This is a genomic window from Streptococcus sp. F0442 (assembly GCF_000314795.2).
GTDB lineage: Bacteria > Bacillota > Bacilli > Lactobacillales > Streptococcaceae > Streptococcus.
In genome coordinates, this window is record NZ_KB373314.1 from 201,144 (window position 1) to 216,786 (window position 15,643).

Annotated in this window: 16 protein-coding genes; 13 read left to right on the forward strand and 3 right to left on the reverse strand. The window is 40.7% G+C overall.

Annotated elements, in window-relative coordinates; genetic code table 11:
• The first annotated feature begins 35 nt into the window (after window positions 1-35).
• Both ccdA2 and HMPREF9186_RS01130 read left to right on the forward strand, forming a co-directional pair.
• Complete coding sequence (gene ccdA2, locus HMPREF9186_RS01125; protein WP_009730992.1) at window positions 36-743, forward strand: thiol-disulfide oxidoreductase-associated membrane protein CcdA2; 708 nt, start codon at window positions 36-38, stop codon at window positions 741-743.
• 22 nt (window positions 744-765) lie between these two features.
• On the forward strand, window positions 766-1,335 hold the full coding sequence (locus HMPREF9186_RS01130) for a TlpA family protein disulfide reductase (RefSeq protein ID WP_009730993.1): 570 nt from the start codon (window positions 766-768) through the stop codon (window positions 1,333-1,335).
• Window positions 1,336-1,372: 37 nt separating this feature from the next.
• Here HMPREF9186_RS01130 and HMPREF9186_RS01135 read toward each other — a convergent pair whose 3' ends face one another.
• Genes HMPREF9186_RS01135 through HMPREF9186_RS01145 form a run of 3 tightly spaced genes read right to left on the reverse strand, consistent with a single transcriptional unit; the run spans window position 1,373 to window position 4,189 of the window.
• Complete coding sequence (locus HMPREF9186_RS01135) at window positions 1,373-2,617, reverse strand: NAD(P)H-dependent oxidoreductase (protein ID WP_009730994.1); 1,245 nt, start codon at window positions 2,615-2,617, stop codon at window positions 1,373-1,375.
• A gap of 17 nt (window positions 2,618-2,634) precedes the next feature.
• A complete protein-coding gene (locus HMPREF9186_RS01140; RefSeq protein WP_009730995.1) occupies window positions 2,635-3,240 on the reverse strand; it encodes an NADPH-dependent FMN reductase in 606 nt (201 codons plus the stop codon).
• Between the two features lie 25 nt (window positions 3,241-3,265).
• Entirely contained in the window at window positions 3,266-4,189 is a 924-nt protein-coding gene (locus HMPREF9186_RS01145; RefSeq protein ID WP_009730996.1) for an FAD:protein FMN transferase, read from the reverse strand.
• A gap of 224 nt (window positions 4,190-4,413) precedes the next feature.
• On the opposite strand from HMPREF9186_RS01145, the gene nox reads away from it, so the two are divergent.
• The 11 genes from nox (at window position 4,414) to HMPREF9186_RS01200 (ending at window position 15,633) form a co-directional block, all read left to right on the forward strand.
• Window positions 4,414-5,790, forward strand: coding sequence for a H2O-forming NADH oxidase (gene nox, locus HMPREF9186_RS01150; RefSeq protein WP_009730997.1), 1,377 nt, complete (start codon window positions 4,414-4,416; stop codon window positions 5,788-5,790).
• Between the two features lie 115 nt (window positions 5,791-5,905).
• Window positions 5,906-7,450 (forward strand): ClC family H(+)/Cl(-) exchange transporter, encoded by a 1,545-nt coding sequence (locus HMPREF9186_RS01155; RefSeq protein ID WP_009730998.1) that lies wholly within the window; start codon window positions 5,906-5,908, stop codon window positions 7,448-7,450.
• Window positions 7,451-7,560: 110 nt separating this feature from the next.
• Window positions 7,561-8,433, forward strand: coding sequence for an iron uptake system protein EfeO (gene efeO / locus HMPREF9186_RS01160; protein WP_009730999.1), 873 nt, complete (start codon window positions 7,561-7,563; stop codon window positions 8,431-8,433).
• 5 nt (window positions 8,434-8,438) lie between these two features.
• Window positions 8,439-9,644 carry an iron uptake transporter deferrochelatase/peroxidase subunit gene (efeB, locus tag HMPREF9186_RS01165; protein ID WP_009731000.1) on the forward strand — a complete coding sequence of 402 codons (1,206 nt, stop codon included), beginning with the start codon at window positions 8,439-8,441 and terminating at the stop codon, window positions 9,642-9,644.
• Window positions 9,622-11,307: an FTR1 family iron permease gene (locus tag HMPREF9186_RS01170; RefSeq protein ID WP_009731001.1), complete on the forward strand. Its 1,686-nt coding sequence runs from the start codon at window positions 9,622-9,624 to the stop codon at window positions 11,305-11,307. The genes efeB and HMPREF9186_RS01170 overlap by 23 nt, the downstream gene beginning before the upstream one ends.
• Window positions 11,294-12,013 (forward strand): twin-arginine translocase subunit TatC, encoded by a 720-nt coding sequence (gene tatC / locus HMPREF9186_RS01175; protein WP_037613852.1) that lies wholly within the window; start codon window positions 11,294-11,296, stop codon window positions 12,011-12,013. Before HMPREF9186_RS01170 ends, tatC begins: the two co-directional genes overlap by 14 nt.
• Window positions 12,013-12,210, forward strand: coding sequence for a Sec-independent protein translocase subunit TatA/TatB (locus HMPREF9186_RS01180; protein ID WP_009731003.1), 198 nt, complete (start codon window positions 12,013-12,015; stop codon window positions 12,208-12,210). The genes tatC and HMPREF9186_RS01180 overlap by 1 nt, the downstream gene beginning before the upstream one ends.
• A 740-nt stretch (window positions 12,211-12,950) precedes the next feature.
• On the forward strand, window positions 12,951-13,685 hold the full coding sequence (locus tag HMPREF9186_RS01185) for a PoNe immunity protein domain-containing protein (protein WP_037613854.1): 735 nt from the start codon (window positions 12,951-12,953) through the stop codon (window positions 13,683-13,685).
• A 53-nt stretch (window positions 13,686-13,738) separates the two neighbouring features.
• Complete coding sequence (locus HMPREF9186_RS01190; protein WP_009731006.1) at window positions 13,739-14,482, forward strand: PoNe immunity protein domain-containing protein; 744 nt, start codon at window positions 13,739-13,741, stop codon at window positions 14,480-14,482.
• Between the two features lie 234 nt (window positions 14,483-14,716).
• Complete coding sequence (locus HMPREF9186_RS11595) at window positions 14,717-14,983, forward strand: hypothetical protein (protein ID WP_009731008.1); 267 nt, start codon at window positions 14,717-14,719, stop codon at window positions 14,981-14,983.
• An 11-nt stretch (window positions 14,984-14,994) separates the two neighbouring features.
• Window positions 14,995-15,633, forward strand: coding sequence for an endonuclease V (locus HMPREF9186_RS01200; protein ID WP_009731009.1), 639 nt, complete (start codon window positions 14,995-14,997; stop codon window positions 15,631-15,633).
• The last annotated feature ends 10 nt before the right edge of the window (window positions 15,634-15,643 follow it).

Genomic DNA, 15,643 nt, shown 5'->3' on the forward strand with positions numbered 1-15,643 from the left:
TACTATTTCTAACATATCAATATACGGAGCATTTTATGAATCAAATCGTTTTCTCTTTCACTGTCTTTTTGGCAGGGATTCTCTCCTTTTTCTCTCCCTGTGTCTTTCCTTTGCTCCCGGTCTACATCGGCGTTTTGCTAGGAAGTGATCAGGAAAAATCCATTCAGATTTTTGGGAAAAAGATACGCTGGCATGGCATCGTTAAGACCTTGTGTTTTATCGCAGGTATTTCTGTTATTTTCCTTATCATAGGTTTCGGAGCTGGCTTATTGGGGCAGGTTATGTATACCAACTGGTTCCGCTACGTAATGGGAGCGCTGATCATTATCCTTGGTCTTCATCAGATGGAAGTCTTTCACTTTAGCTTCTTAGAAAAGCAAAAAACAATGGATTTCGGGGCGAACAAGCACAAGAATGAATTGTTTTCAGCTTTTCTACTTGGACTTGGATTTAGTTTTGGCTGGACGCCTTGTATCGGGCCTGTTCTTGGCTCTGTTCTTGCCTTAGCAGCATCCAATGGACAAGATGCCCTCGTAGGTGCTCTCTATCTCTTTATCTATACACTAGGGATGGCCATCCCATTCTTGCTCTTAGCACTGGCATCAGGCCTTGTATTGCCTTATTTCAATCGTCTCAAACCCCATCTCTTGTTGCTGAAGAAAATCGGTGGAGCCATCATCATTATTATGGGGATTCTATTACTCTTGGGACAATTAAATAGCTTGTCTTCAATCTTTTCATAAATCAAATGGAGGTATTATACCTATGAAATTTATCAAATATACGTGTTTTTCAATCCTCTCAATCGCTTTACTGTCTGCTTGTTCGATGGAGCAATCAAGTGAGAGTGGTATGAACAATATGAGCAATCAAACCATGACCAACACAACCTCAAGTAAACATCCCTTAGTAGGAAAAGAAGCCAGTGACTTTGAACTAAAAGACATGAAGGGGAATACAGTCAAGCTTTCCGATTATAAAGGAAAAAAGGTTTACTTGAAATTTTGGGCTACCTGGTGTGGTCCTTGTCGCCAAAGTATGCCTGAACTTAATAAATTAGTTGAAGAAAAGGATCGCGACTTTGAAATTCTCACAGTTATGGCGCCTGGAATGCAAGGTGAAAAGACAGAAAAAGAGTTCGTCGAATGGTTTGCCCAACAAGACTATCCATCAGTGCCCGTCTTGTATAATCCAGATGGCTCTGCCTTTGCGAACTATCAAGTACGTTCCATTCCTACAGAAGTCTTCATTGATAGCCAAGGGAAGATTGGTCATGTGCAGCTAGGGGCGATTTCAAACGAAGATGCCAAGAAGATAATCAGTGAGTTAAAATAAAAAAATGAAGCATCAAGCTTCATTTTTTTGTAGTTTTTTAGTTACTTGCACCAGATGTAGCATCTGTATCCCCTTGGCCTCCGTCGCCGTGGCCCCCAGCATCAGAGGCACCTGAAGTTGCATCTGCATCCCCATGACCGCCAGCAGGAGCAATTGGGCCACTACCGCCTACAAGACGTTGACCAGTTGTTTGAAGGTACCAGTCCAACCATGGTTTAAAGTTAAAGACAATTTCATTAATACCAGCGTAAGAACCATCTTCATAGTACATAGCTTGGTAGTTGTGGGTGTTGATCACCCCTTCAGGTGATCCCGGAACAATAGTACGGACATAGTCTTGGTTTCCATTACGAAGGGTCCCAATCACCCATTCTACATTTTTCATACGTGCTGGTGGAAGAGATCCATGAACCGTTGACATACGGCTACCTGATTGAGGTGGTACCCGTTTGGCAAACATACTATCTGGATCTTGATGGGCATTGTTGTAGTAGAGGAATTGGTTGTTATCATCTGCGTAGGTTAACTCAAAAGGCATAGCTTTCAAGAACATATCAATTTGATTAACAGTTAGGATACCATGGTCTAGTTTCACATAGGTATCACCAGACACAGCTCCTGTGATTTCTGCAACCTTTTCAACCCAATCTGGATCATCCGGATCGACCTCAGTGACAGTAGTAGAAATTGGATGATTACAATCCAAGTCTTCAGGTTCAATTGGCTTTGGTTTTTTCAATTTGGACACAACCTCAACGTATTTGATAAAATTATCTAAGCAAGTTTCAAGGAATTTAACGGTTCCTTCATTTTTGATATTCCCATTTTCGTCAAAAGCTTCTTTGGCTTTTCCGAGAAGGAATTCATTTCCTGGAAGGGTATAGGCATTGACACCCGGAGCGTCAAGGATCTTGCGGAGGTGAACCTGAGCTCGTGAAGTTCCTTGATCATAGTAGGAAGCCCCAACGACCATGACTGGTTTATTTTCAAAAGGGTGTACTTCAAAGGAAAGCCATTCGAGGACTGATTTGAGAGCAGCTGAAATGGTATGGTTGTGCTCTGGGGTTGCAATAATCACACCATCTGCACGAGTGATTTTATTGTACAAAAGACGCAATTGGAAACTTTCGTCCCATTTTTCATCTTGGTTAAACATTGGAACTTCATCAATTTCAAGAATTTCCAATTCAAATTTAAGCTTAAATTGGCGTTGCATGAATTCCAAGAGTTTACGGTTATATGATTGATCATAGTTTGAGCCTAAAATTCCAACAAATTTCATTCTTATCGTCTCCTATTCTACAAGTTTTCCCAGTTAAATTTTTCAGCAGATTTGCGAATTAACTCATGAGCATTCCGTAATTTGTCTGTAATCTTGACAAAAATACGGAAGTCATCGAAGATGGCATCCAATTGTTGAATGACTTCTAAATCTACCAGATCTCCATATTGGTCGAAGGCTTGCAATGAATGTGAAAGTAAGAATTCATCTGGTAAAACATTTGCTTTAATTTCTGGAGCGTTTAAGATTTGACGAAGTTGCAATTGGGCACGTGAAGATCCTAAAGTACCGTAGGAAGCACCCGTGATCATAACTGGTTTGTTCAATAAAGGAAAGACCCCGTAAGAGAGCCAAGCTAAAGCGCTCATCAGAACAGCTGGAATAGAGTGATCGTATTCAGGAGTACCGATGATGACACCATCAGCTTGCTCGATTTTGGCAACAATTTCTAAGATAGCTTCTGGTACTTTCTTGTCAGCCGGTTTGTCAAAAACTGGGATGTCTTTGATTTCGACCAATTCAATATCCGCCTTATTAGCGAAATGTTTTTGCATGTATTGAAGTAGTTGACGGTTTGTAGAACGTTTGGAGTTGGTCCCCACAATCGCAATTAGTTTTGTCATAAAAATTTTCCTTTCTGATGTAGCGTTATATATAGGACTGAAGCCCACTTGTAAAGGCGATCTTGCCTGATTGCGAAACCAATAAGGTATCGATACCAGGGAGCGATTCAACAATATTGAGAATAGAAGAAGGGGTTTCCCCAAATAGTCGAGTAGTCCAAATCTCTCCATCTACGGATTGATCAGATATGATGGTAATGCTGGCCAAGTCTGTCTCAACAGGATAGCCTGTCTTGCTATCAAATATATGGTGAAAGGACTGGCCATCCACCTCTAGATGACGCTCGTAAATCCCTGAGGTTACGACAGACTTGTTCTCGATTGAAAGAGAGAGCAAGTGGTGACCTCTTGGTTTAACAGGATTTTGAATCCCGATTCGCCAGGGCTGTTTTCGAATTGGATTCTGACCGACTGTCAGAATATTGCCACCCAGGTCGATCAAAGCATCCGAGATTCCTTGACTCTTTAGAAATGTAGCAATGAGGTCAGCACTGTAACCCTTTGCCAAAGCCCCTAGATCAACTTTCATACCAGGATGTGTTAGATAGACAGCATGGTTTTCATGATCTAGTTGGATTTGTTGAGGGTTGATCTTCAACAAGGCTTGGTCGATTTCTTTCTGGTCAGGACGCCTAGCATCAGCAAATCCAATTCTCCAAGTCTGAACAAGAGGACCAATTGCAATATTTAAATGGCTATTTGGTGCCTGACTGTGCCGGGTACCTAAAGAGATGAGTTCAAAAAGATCTGGATGGACTTGAACTGCTGAGATACCCGCTCGATGATTGACCTCCATGAGTTCAGAGCTTGCATCATTGGCACTGAAGCGGTGTTCATAAGAACGGAGAAGCTCAAAACATCGAGCGAGAAGGTTATCTGCTTGTGGGTGCAGGATCGAAACAGTAATCGTTGTTCCCATCAAGCGTTCAGATTGACTGCTTAGGTCCACTGAAAATCTATCCTTTCCTATTTTCACTTACTTACAGTATATCAAAAAGATATCGTTTTCACAATCGTTTTAAGCATATTATTTGACTTTTTTTACAGTATGTGAAATCTATATTTCTTTTTAATTTGAAAAAAAAATCACAAATTTAAGCAAAATCATTGTAAACGATACCATTTTTATGATATACTCAAGAGGTAAATTAAATTAAAGGTAGGATTTTTTCTATGAGTAAAATCGTTGTTGTAGGGGCAAACCACGCCGGAACAGCATGTATCAACACTATGTTAGATAATTTTGGATATGAAAATGAAATTGTAGTTTTCGACCAAAACTCTAACATTTCATTCCTTGGTTGCGGAATGGCGCTTTGGATCGGTGAACAAATCGATGGTCCTGAAGGTCTTTTCTACTCTGACAAAGAAAAATTGGAAGCTAAAGGTGCAAAAGTGTATATGAACTCACCTGTTCTTTCAATCGATTATGACAAAAAAGTTGTGACAGCGGAAGTTGACGGGAAAGAACACAAAGAATCATACGAAAAATTGATCTTTGCGACTGGTTCAACACCAATCATTCCTCCGATCAAAGGAGTTGAAATTGTTCCTGGTAACCGTGAGTTCAAGGCGACTCTTGAAAACCTTCAATTTGTAAAATTGTACCAAAATGCTGAAGAAGTTATTGAAAAATTGAAAGACAACAGCAAACACTTAAACCGCATTGCCGTAGTTGGTGGTGGGTACATCGGTGTTGAGTTAGCTGAAGCTTTCGAGCGTCTTGGCAAAGACGTTGTCTTGGTTGATATCGTGGATACTGTCTTGAACGGATACTACGACAAAGACTTTACAGACATCATGGCGAAGAACTTGGAAGACAACAATATTCGTTTGGCTCTTGGACAAACTGTTCAAGCGGTTGAAGGAAATGGTAAAGTGGAACGCCTTGTGACTGACAAAGAAACTTTCGATGTAGATATGGTGATCTTGGCAGTTGGTTTCCGCCCTAACACAGCTCTTGCTGATGGTAAGATCGAACTCTTCCGCAATGGTGCCTTCCTTGTTGATAAGAAGCAAGAAACTTCACTTCCAGGTGTATACGCTGTTGGTGACTGTGCGACAATCTACGACAATGCGCGTGATGAAATGAGTTACATCGCTCTTGCATCTAATGCTGTTCGTTCTGGTATTGTGGGTGCTTACAACGCAACTGGTCACGAATTGGAAGGAATCGGTGTTCAAGGTTCTAACGGTATCTCTATCTACGGCCTTCACATGGTTTCAACTGGTTTGACACTTGAAAAAGCAAAAGCTGCTGGTTTCAACGCTGGTGAAACAGGATTCAACGACCTACAAAAACCTGAATTTATCAAACACGATAACCATGAAGTTGGAATCAAGATTGTCTACAATAAAGACAACCGTCAAATTCTTGGTGCTCAAATGGTATCACGTGATAGTGCAATCTCAATGGGAATTCATATGTTCTCACTTGCGATTCAAGAACACGTGACAATTGATAAATTGGCTTTGACTGACTTGTTCTTCTTGCCACACTTCAATAAACCATACAACTACATCACAATGGCAGCTTTAACTGCTGAATAATGAATTTTAAACAGGACTAGTAGTGGACTAGTTCTGTTTTTTATTTTATTTCATGTATTCAGAGGCGGTGAAATGAGGTATAATAAAGAAGATTAGAATGTGAAGGAGTTAGGGAATGTCTGAAAAAGAAGAAGATTTAAAAAAGGAATTTCATTTTGCCTCTAGTTCGATTGTGGCACATATTGTCAGAGGTGTTCTGGTTGGGATTGTGGTAGGATGCATTGTCTCAAGTTTTCGCTTCTTGATCGAACATACTTTTCATTTTGTTCAAGGGGTTTACACGGAAATGCCTCGTCATCCTCTCTATTTTTTAGCAATGCTTGGTGTGTATGTCTTGATCGTACTTCTAGCAGGTCGCCTGATTCGCTCCAATTGGGATATCAAGGGATCCGGAATACCGCAAGTAGAAGCAGAACTTAAGGGCCTCTTGGCCGTAAGTTGGTGGGATACCTTATGGAAGAAGTACATCCTAGGGATTTTAGCTATCGGTAGTGGCCTGATGCTTGGTCGTGAAGGTCCTAGTATTCAATTAGGGGCTATGGGAGGAAAAGGTATCGCTCATCATTTGAAGGTCAGCCCAGTAGAGGAGCGCTCATTGATTGCGAGTGGTGCCGCTGCAGGTCTTGCTGCAGCCTTTAATGCACCGATAGCGGGGCTCTTATTTGTAGTCGAAGAGGTCTACCATCATTTTTCACGTTTTTTTTGGATTTCAACCCTTGCGGCTAGTTTGACTGCTAACTTCATTTCACTCAATATCTTTGGTCAAACGCCAGTTCTCCATATGCCACAAAATATTCCTCCTCTTCCTCTCTCCCAGTATTGGATTTATCTTTTTCTTGGGGTCTTTTTGGGAGCAGCAGGCTATGTATATGAAGTAGTGGTGCTGAATATCGGTCGATTGTATCGTTTACTTGAGAAGATTTTTCATGTTCCTTCTCATTACTCTTCCTTATTTGCCTTTGTCTTGATTATTCCAATCGGCTATTTCCTTCCACAAATTCTTGGTGGCGGGAACCAATTGGTTTTGGATTTAGCTCGAGTACCGTATCCAGTTCTATCGATCCTTCTCTATTTTATGATCCGTTTTATCTGGAGTATGTTGAGTTATGGTAGTGGTCTACCTGGCGGAATTTTCTTGCCCATTCTAGCTTTAGGATCTCTTTTAGGTGCGATCGTTGGAACTTTCCTCCAAAACATTGGCTTTATCTCTCAAAATCAATTACCTCTCTTCATTATTTTAGGAATGAGTGGGTATTTTGGGGCTATTTCGAAAGCTCCTTTAACAGCTATGATTTTGGTAACAGAGATGGTCGGTGATATTCGTAGTTTAATGCCACTGGGAATGGTCACCTTGCTGGCTTACATGATCATGGATCTCTTCCATGGAGCACCAGTCTATGAAGCCATGCTGGAGCAACTCTTACCTGATAAGGCGCAAGAAGAAGGAGAGTTGACCTTGATTGAGATTCCTGTATCCGAAAAGATTGCAGGGAAACAAGTTCATGAACTCGAACTTCCTCAAGATATTTTAATTACTACGCAAATGCGAAGTGGTAAGAGCTATACGGTCAATGGTGCGACCCGCTTGTATCTAGGTGATAGCATCTTTGTGGTGGTGAAAGAATCTGAAATTGGACGAGTCAAGGATATTCTTTTGTAAAAGACAGTTTCTTAGAAAAGTCTTTCTATTATTAAATTTTCAGACAATTGTTGAAAAATGAGAAAACTTCTGGTAAAATAAGTCCAAGAACAAAAGAGGAGAAGTCTTTCATGAAAAAATATAGTCTACTCTTATTGAGTGTTGCTCTTTTAGCAGGGTGTGCAAATTCTACTAGCAAACAGTCGAGTCAAAAGACGCAAACCAGCTCAACGATGCAGTTGTCAAAGGCTGACCAGAAGACCTTGGACAATGCGACAGCTGAATACAAAGACTTTGTCGAAATGCAAATCGACCAATTGCTCAAGGATACAGAAGGTTTCCGAGATACCCTAAAAGCTGGGAATTTGGAAGAAGCTAAAAAACAATATCCCCTGATCCGCATGGCCTATGAACGCTCAGAACCGATTGCTGAAACCTTTGGGGAGTCTGATGTGAAGATTGACTATCGTTTGGTGGACTATGTGGATGAAAATAAATCAGAAGAAGGCTGGTCTGGCTTTCACCGGATTGAGCGCATCCTTTGGGAAAACAATACCACAGATGGCACAGAAAAATATGCAGACCAACTGGTGAACGATATCAAGGAGTTGAAAGCTAAGATCGCAACCGTTGATGTGACTCCTGATGTGATGCTAACTGGGGCTGTTGATCTGCTAAATGAAGTAGCAACGCAAAAGATCACGGGTGAAGAAGAAGTCTTCTCTCATACAGATCTGTACGACTTCCGTGCCAATATTGAAGGAGCTGAAAAGATTTTCTCTCTCTTTAAACCTTTGATTGAGAAAAAAGATGCCAAGTTGGTTAAAACCTTGGAAGCAGAATTCAAAAATGTCAATGATTTATTGGACAAACACATGACTGATGAAACAAATTACAAGTCTTACACAGATTTGACCAAGGAAGATACCAAGGAATTGGCCGAAGCGGTGACCAAACTTGGTGAACCTTTGTCTCAAATGGGTGTGATTTTAGATGGGAAATAAGAAAAATGGCTGACGAAAAATTTTTAGATAAAAAAATGGACCGTCGTGAATTTCTTAAAAAAGCAGGTATTGGAGGGGCCGGTCTAGCACTAGGCCTCTCTGGTGCATCTGCTTTTTTCGCTAATCAAGACAGTTCCAGTAAAAAAGCTTATGATGGGGATGAAGACATCTCCTTTTATGGCAAGCATCAAGCAGGGATTACGACGGCCATGCAGAAGGCTTGCTACTTGGTGGTGCTGGATCTTCACACGACGGACAAAAAAGAAGTCATCCAGCTTTTTAAAGATTGGACCGACTATAGTAGTAAATTAGTCGAAGGGCATTTGGTTAAAAAAAATGGTGCTAATGCCCTCTTGCCGCCAACAGATACAGGTGAAACAGTAGGACTCAACCCCTATCGCTTGAGCCTGACTTTTGGAGTTTCGGCTGATTTTCTTAAAAAACTTGGTTTAGAATCCAAACGTCCCAAGCTCTTTCGTGATTTGCCTCCATTTCCAAAGGAGCAGTTGCAGGACAAATACACAGGTGGCGATATCGTCATCCAGGCCTGTGCCGACGATGAGCAAGTAGCCTTTCATGCGGTGCGAAATCTCATCCGCAAAGGTCGCAATACCATCACCATGAAGTGGAGTAAGTCCGGTTTTGCGGCGATTGGTGACAGAAAAGAAACGCCGCGTAACCTCTTTGGCTTTAAAGATGGAACAGCAAATGTCACGACGGAGAAGGACTTTGATAAGGTCGTCTGGACTGACAGTAAGGACTGGATGAAGGGTGGTTCCTATATGGCTCTTCGCCTAGTCCAAATGCACTTGGAAACTTGGGACCGGACCAATTTGCAAGAGCAGGAAAATACTTTTGGTCGCTACAAGGAGTCAGGGGCTCCATTTGGGAAAACCAACGAATTTGATGAAGTAGATTTATCTAAACTACCAGTTGATTCACATGTCCGTTTGGCCAAAGAAGTGGATCGTCCGATTTTACGGCGTTCCTATTCTTATTCAGATGGCATCAATGAACAGACTGGGCAATTTGATGCAGGCTTGATTTTTATCGCCTTTCAAAAAGATCCAAACAGTTTTGTTAAAATCCAAACCAATCTAGGTGCAGTGGATAAAATGAACGAGTACATCACCCATATTGGAAGTGGACTCTTTGCTTGCTTTGCAGGCGTAGAGAAAGGAGGCTACCTTGGTCAAGCACTCTTTGAATAAACTCTTGATCTTGTTCGGCATTCTTGCCTTGTTCTGGACTCATCCAGTGGCTGCGGAATCTTATAGCGATCTCTTTATCAAGATCACAGATGCAACAACCGCTGTAGAAAATAAAAACCAGGATAAGGCCAAGGAATTGATCGCTGAGATTCAGGCTGATTTTAAAACCAAGGACCACCATGATTCCAAGGCAGGAAAAAAAGTTAGCCAAGCTCTAGCTATAAAAGGGGAGGTAACCAAAGAGGATCTCACTAAGATCTCATCAGCCTTGCTAGCTTTTGAAAAAGAGCAAAATCCGATCGATTTAGAGGCGGAAAAAGACAAACTCGTTAGTCGCCTCGCTCCTTATTTTAAGAACTTACAAGATGCCATTACAGCTAAGGATCTGGATAAAACCCGTCAAACCTATGCAGATCTCAATAATACCTGGACACGAAACGAAGCAGTGGTAAGGGATCATAGCACAGCCTACTATGGCAAAATCGAGACGGCCATTTCGCTCTTACGTAGTAGCATTGAAACAGAGCCTACTGACTTCACCAGCATCCAGTCCTCCTATGATGACCTCAAAAATGGGATTGATGCCTTTGTAAAAGGAGAAGCGATTAGCAGTGCTAGTACGGATTTGACACTGAAAGATGGGATCAAGCTTTTGGAGAAGGCGCAAAACCAATTCCAATCCGGCGACGATAAATCTGCTGCAGCAACTATGAAGCAGTTCATCACCATCTGGCCAACTATCGAGGGGGATGTCAGCACGACCAATCCAAGTCTCTACACGCGCGTAGAGAGTGAATCCCCGGTCATTATGGTTAAGGGGACAGAAAAGACCTACCAAGAGAAATTACAAGCCTTGATCAGGGACCTTTCTGCGATCGATACGACAGCTTCTTACAACGCTTTTGATGCTATGTTGATTCTTCTGCGTGAAGGAGTAGAAGCGCTTCTGATCGTCATGGCTCTTGTGACGACCCTTAAGGCTGCTAAGATGAGGAAAGGCCTCAAATGGGTCTATGGTGGAGCTCTTGCTGGTGTTCTTGCCAGTGCAGCGATCGCTCTTGTTTTGCAAGTAGCTTTTCCAGCTGTGACTTCGGGGTCTAACCGGGAAATCATTGAAGGGGGCGTTGGGATTTTCGCTGTAGTCATGATGATCCTCGTAGGAATTTGGCTACACAGCAAGTCCTCTGTCAAACAGTGGAATGCCTTTATGGACCGTCAGATGAAGACGGTAACGGCTACAGGAAGTTTTGTCTCTATGTTTGCCCTCAGTTTCTTAGCAGTCTTTCGTGAAGGGGCTGAGACCATTCTCTTCTATGTTGGGATCATTCCACGGATTACAACCGCTCATTTCATACTAGGAATCGGGCTTGCCATAGCCGTTCTCATCATCATTGCAGTGGCGATGACCAAGGCCAGTCAAGCGATCCAACCTCATCGAATCTTTTTCATTCTGACGTGGTTGATTTACGCCTTGGCCTTCAAGATGCTCGGTGTCAGCATCCACGCCCTACAGTTGACCAATATTCTACCTAGTCATTTGGTCAATGGACTTCCTACCATTGATTGGGCGGGTATCTATCCAAGCTGGGAAGTTCTTCTTCCTCAACTACTCTTTGTGGCCCTGATCGCCCTTATCACGGTGAGACAACATGGCAAAGAGTAGAGCAGATAAAATGACCATTGTCGAGCACTTGGTCGAATTTCGAAAACGATTGATCGCGGTTGTCTTGTGTTATATTATCGTCTTCATCGTAGCCTTTGTTTTTGCTGGAGAACTCTACCAAGTATTGACGGCTAGCCTCCATCAAAAACTGCTGGTACTAGGGCCAAATGATATCCTCTGGATCTATGTTTCGCTGGCCAATCTCACAGCCTTTAGCCTGACCCTGCCCTTTATTGTCTACCAGATTTGGCAATTTGTGAGGCCGGCTTTGAGGGAGAAGGAGGCGCGTGCAGTCTTTGCCTACATCCCAGCTAGCTTTATTTGCTTTGTGCTGGGGCTTGCATTTGGTTATTTCTTTGTCAGCCCTGCGATTTTAGAGGTCTTGATGCGCTTGGGAGAAGGACTGTTTGATACCCAATTGACGGCGCAAAATTATTTAACCTTCTTATTGCACACCACCCTGCCTTTAGGAGTCTTGTTCGAGTTACCAGTTTTAGTCGCTTTTCTGACCTCAATTGGGCTGTTGACACCACAATTTTTAATCACCTACCGTCGTTATGCTTACTTTGTCCTGCTGGTCTTAGCCGTCGTGCTAACCCCTGCAGACTTTATCAGTGACTTGGCCATGACGCTCCCTTTGATCCTCTTATTTGAAGTGAGTGTCGCCATCAGTAAAGTCATCTATTCGAGAAAAAGGAGAAACTAATGGGAATTTTACGTGATATTGGAGCACCAGGTTTGATCATCATCATCCTGGGTGCCCTTTTGATTTTTGGACCAAAACGCCTGCCTGAATTGGGCCAGTCTATCGGCAAAATGTTTGCTGAATTTAAGACAGCTGTCAATAAAGGCAGTGAAGAAGCTGATCAAGACGCAAAAGAAGACAAGAAAGAAAAAGAATAATCAGACAATTTTCAAAATTCTATTGAGTTCGATTGCATAAAAAGGTATAATAAGACAAGGACTTGCAATCGACGAAGGAGGAAACCATGATTATTACGATTTTGTCACTCATTTTCTATTTTACCTATATCGGATTCTTATGCTGGTTGGTCGTAAAAATTGTCGAAAAATTGTTCAATTTCTTGTTGAACCGTTAATAAAGAAACAATCCATTTCACCTCAAGTGAGTGGATTTTTTTGTGTCCTGTTTATTTAGAAGAAAGCAAATAGCAGGAGAGAGCTCAACGGTCTGAGATTGAAGACAAGTCGTATCAAAAACTTTCCTTAGGTGAGTACGGACGTCAGCGAACTTCTTCGAAGTTCCATGACTAATTATTGAGCCTAAGGTCTCAATAATTCCGAGTGCCTGAAACGTTATTGTTTCAGGCACTTTTCCCACAGCGGAAAGTTTCGATATTTTATCACCTTATTCTACTTTATAATAGTTTATTTACATTCTAAGAGACCCTTGTGGTCTCTTTTTGTGTATCTATTTCCCCTAGCTAGTGACTAACTTGAACTTCAAACTGTATTTCGGTATGATAGTAGGGAGTAGAACGACAGTTTATTTGTGTGGCCTGACTGAGTAATATACAAGGGGCTGTAAAATAATTATCCAGTAGTGATTAATACAGAAGATATTTTTAAATTTTTTTGGTCACACAACGCGAAAAAAAGTTACAAATACCAAAAGGAGAAAAATGATGAAAAGGGATAATATCTTTATAGAAGAAAAAATTAATGAACTCATTACATTTAATGAAATGATGATTAAAGAATGGTTACAAGAGTTAGACCAACTTAAGCAAGGGATTAATCCTTATAAACGTCCAATTGAAGAAGTTATTAGACTAACTAAAGAAGATATTTCTATTTATCAAGAAAGGAAAATGATAGCCACCTACACTGCAGGTTATCCTATTGAAAAATTCAAAGAAGAGTACCTTACATTTGTCGATAGCCTTGTCCCTGTTTGGCATAGTAATTCGGGATATGATGAGATGCTATGGGCCCTTTCCATTGGTATTTTGTTAGAGATTGATGAAATGACTTTTGAAAAATTGGTAGATTTGGTAAGGAAAGATGATCCAGAGGACTATTTGATCGATTACCTTATCCAGTCTCGTCATCCAGAATGGACAATTCGGATAAACTATAATTTCCCAAGACCTTATGGCTTTACCCGAAAGATTATAGAGGAAGAAAATTCTGAACAGGCCCTCAAACTGCTGAAAGAATATGTAACTAAGAAATGGTATCCTGGACATCGGGATACTGGTTGGTATGACTTGCATAAGTACAACATTGATAATTATTATGGCTACTGGTCTTTTGAATCAGGCGCGCTCTGCAAATTGAAGGAATTGGATTATAAACAGTTAGAAGGGCTTCCGTATTTTCCATATGATTTGGTTGCGGAAGGTGGAATAGATTAAGATGAACTACGGATCAATAGGATAAAGCACATATAAATCCATAGGAGTAAATAATGATTTTAAGAGATGAAATAACAACGAGCGATAAAATACTAAAAATAATTGATTTTGAAAAGAAAACAATAAACGAAAAGCAAGAAAAAATTCAAAATCTAATAAAAGATAATGAGGAAGGAGTTCAAAGATACAAGCTAACAAATGACAAAGTTATTGCAAATACAAAGAGGACAATTAAAGTATTAACTGAAAAAGTTCTAGTAGCTACCTATACGGCAGGTTATCCAATTGAAGATTTTAAGGAGGAATATATTAATTTTGTTAATAGCCTTCTTCCAGTTTGGCAGAGCAATTCTGGCTATCTTCAAATGATTTGGGCTCTTTCTATTGGTATTCTGTTAGAGATTGATGAGGAGATTTTTGATCAGTTAGTTAGCTTAGTCAAAAAGGATGATCCAGAGGATTATTTGATCGATTACTTGATTCAATCTCGTCATCCAGAGTGGAAGATTCGATTGAATTATAATTTTCCAAAGCCTTATGGTTTTACCAGAAAAATTATTGAAGAAGAGGATTCTGAACAGGCTCTAAAATTGCTTAAAGAATATGTGACCAAGAAATGGTATCCTGGACATCGGGATACTGGTTGGTATGACTTGCATAAAGAGAATATTGATAATTATTATGGTTACTGGTCCTTTGAATCAGGCGCTCTCTGCAAATTGAAGAGATTGGATTATAAACAGTTAGAAGGACTTCCGTATTTTCCTTATGACTTGGTTACTGAAGGAACGCTATAAAATGAATTCTAAGGTTGAAAAATGATGGAAGATAAGATTTTAACAAAAGAAGAAGTGCTTCAAAATGGTATTTGTTTTGAAGAAGAGCTTGATTGGGGTGGATGGTATTGTTAGCAGATTGTTTCTGAGAATGAATCTGGCGAAGAAATTCCATTTACAGGTTTAGCTTATGATTTATACCCAGATGGTAAATTAGAGTATTATGGCTATATTAAAGATGGGCTCCGTCATGGAATGAATGTATGGTTTTATCCTAATGGAAATATTGAAAGCATCAATCCTCAAGATTGCGGTGCGGCTGATGGGCTTCAAAAGAAATACTATGAAAACGGCGCATTAAAATCACAGACATATTGTGTTTTAGGGGCAAGAGTAACTTATATTGAGTACGATGAGGCTGGCCATATTATCGATGAAAAATTAGAACCGACTGAGGCAGATATTGAGAGAGCAAGGAAGTGGGGTGTTGATTTATCGAAACGAGACATGACTTTGAAATAGAACAAAATCGATTGAGGTCTCAGATTGACTTAACGAATCATTTCATTCCCTCTGGTATCCAATATGTGGCAGGAGTGGACCTTGCTTATTGGAAAGAAGGAGACAAGGAATATGGTGTCGCTTGTATCGTTGTGATCAACCGTAAAACTATGGAAGTGTTGGAGGAAGTGAGTTACTCTGACGAAATCCATGTTCCTTATCTTCCTAGTTATTTAGCTTTTCGAGAGTTACCTTTGATTTTAGAGGCAGTAAAACTTTTAGGTGTTATACCAGATTTGTATATGTTTGATGGAAATGGATATTTGCATCCGCGCAATATGGGGATAGCGACACACGCTTCTTTCTACTTAAATAAGCCGACGATTGGCGTCGCTAAAAACTATTACCATATTGACGGCGCACAATATACCGTCCCTGAAAATCGTGAGGGAGCTTATACAAATATTGTAAAAGACGGTGAAATTTATGGGCAAGTTTTACGGACTCATCAAGATGTCAAACCAATCTGTATTTCTTGTGGGAATTGGATTGATCTGGAAACAACCCGGGAATTTGTTTTAGAATTTGTGACAAAAGATAGCAGATTACCAATCACAACACGATTCGCTGATATCATGACACACCGGGAAAGAAATAAGAGAAAAATTTGAAATCAGATTG

Excerpts from the sequence above, each read along its gene's own strand:
- ccdA2 (WP_009730992.1), top strand. The coding sequence starts at position 36 with ATGAATCAAATCGTTTTCTCTTTCACTGTCTTTTTGGCAGGGATTCTC.
- HMPREF9186_RS01130 (WP_009730993.1), top strand. The coding sequence starts at position 766 with ATGAAATTTATCAAATATACGTGTTTTTCAATCCTCTCAATCGCTTTA.
- HMPREF9186_RS01135 (WP_009730994.1), bottom strand. The coding sequence starts at position 2,617 with ATGAAATTTGTTGGAATTTTAGGCTCAAACTATGATCAATCATATAAC.
- HMPREF9186_RS01140 (WP_009730995.1), bottom strand. The coding sequence starts at position 3,240 with ATGACAAAACTAATTGCGATTGTGGGGACCAACTCCAAACGTTCTACA.
- nox (WP_009730997.1), top strand. The coding sequence starts at position 4,414 with ATGAGTAAAATCGTTGTTGTAGGGGCAAACCACGCCGGAACAGCATGT.
- HMPREF9186_RS01155 (WP_009730998.1), top strand. The coding sequence starts at position 5,906 with ATGTCTGAAAAAGAAGAAGATTTAAAAAAGGAATTTCATTTTGCCTCT.
- efeO (WP_009730999.1), top strand. The coding sequence starts at position 7,561 with ATGAAAAAATATAGTCTACTCTTATTGAGTGTTGCTCTTTTAGCAGGG.
- efeB (WP_009731000.1), top strand. The coding sequence starts at position 8,439 with ATGGCTGACGAAAAATTTTTAGATAAAAAAATGGACCGTCGTGAATTT.
- tatC (WP_037613852.1), top strand. The coding sequence starts at position 11,294 with ATGGCAAAGAGTAGAGCAGATAAAATGACCATTGTCGAGCACTTGGTC.
- HMPREF9186_RS01180 (WP_009731003.1), top strand. The coding sequence starts at position 12,013 with ATGGGAATTTTACGTGATATTGGAGCACCAGGTTTGATCATCATCATC.
- HMPREF9186_RS01185 (WP_037613854.1), top strand. The coding sequence starts at position 12,951 with ATGATGAAAAGGGATAATATCTTTATAGAAGAAAAAATTAATGAACTC.
- HMPREF9186_RS01190 (WP_009731006.1), top strand. The coding sequence starts at position 13,739 with ATGATTTTAAGAGATGAAATAACAACGAGCGATAAAATACTAAAAATA.
- HMPREF9186_RS11595 (WP_009731008.1), top strand. The coding sequence starts at position 14,717 with ATGAATGTATGGTTTTATCCTAATGGAAATATTGAAAGCATCAATCCT.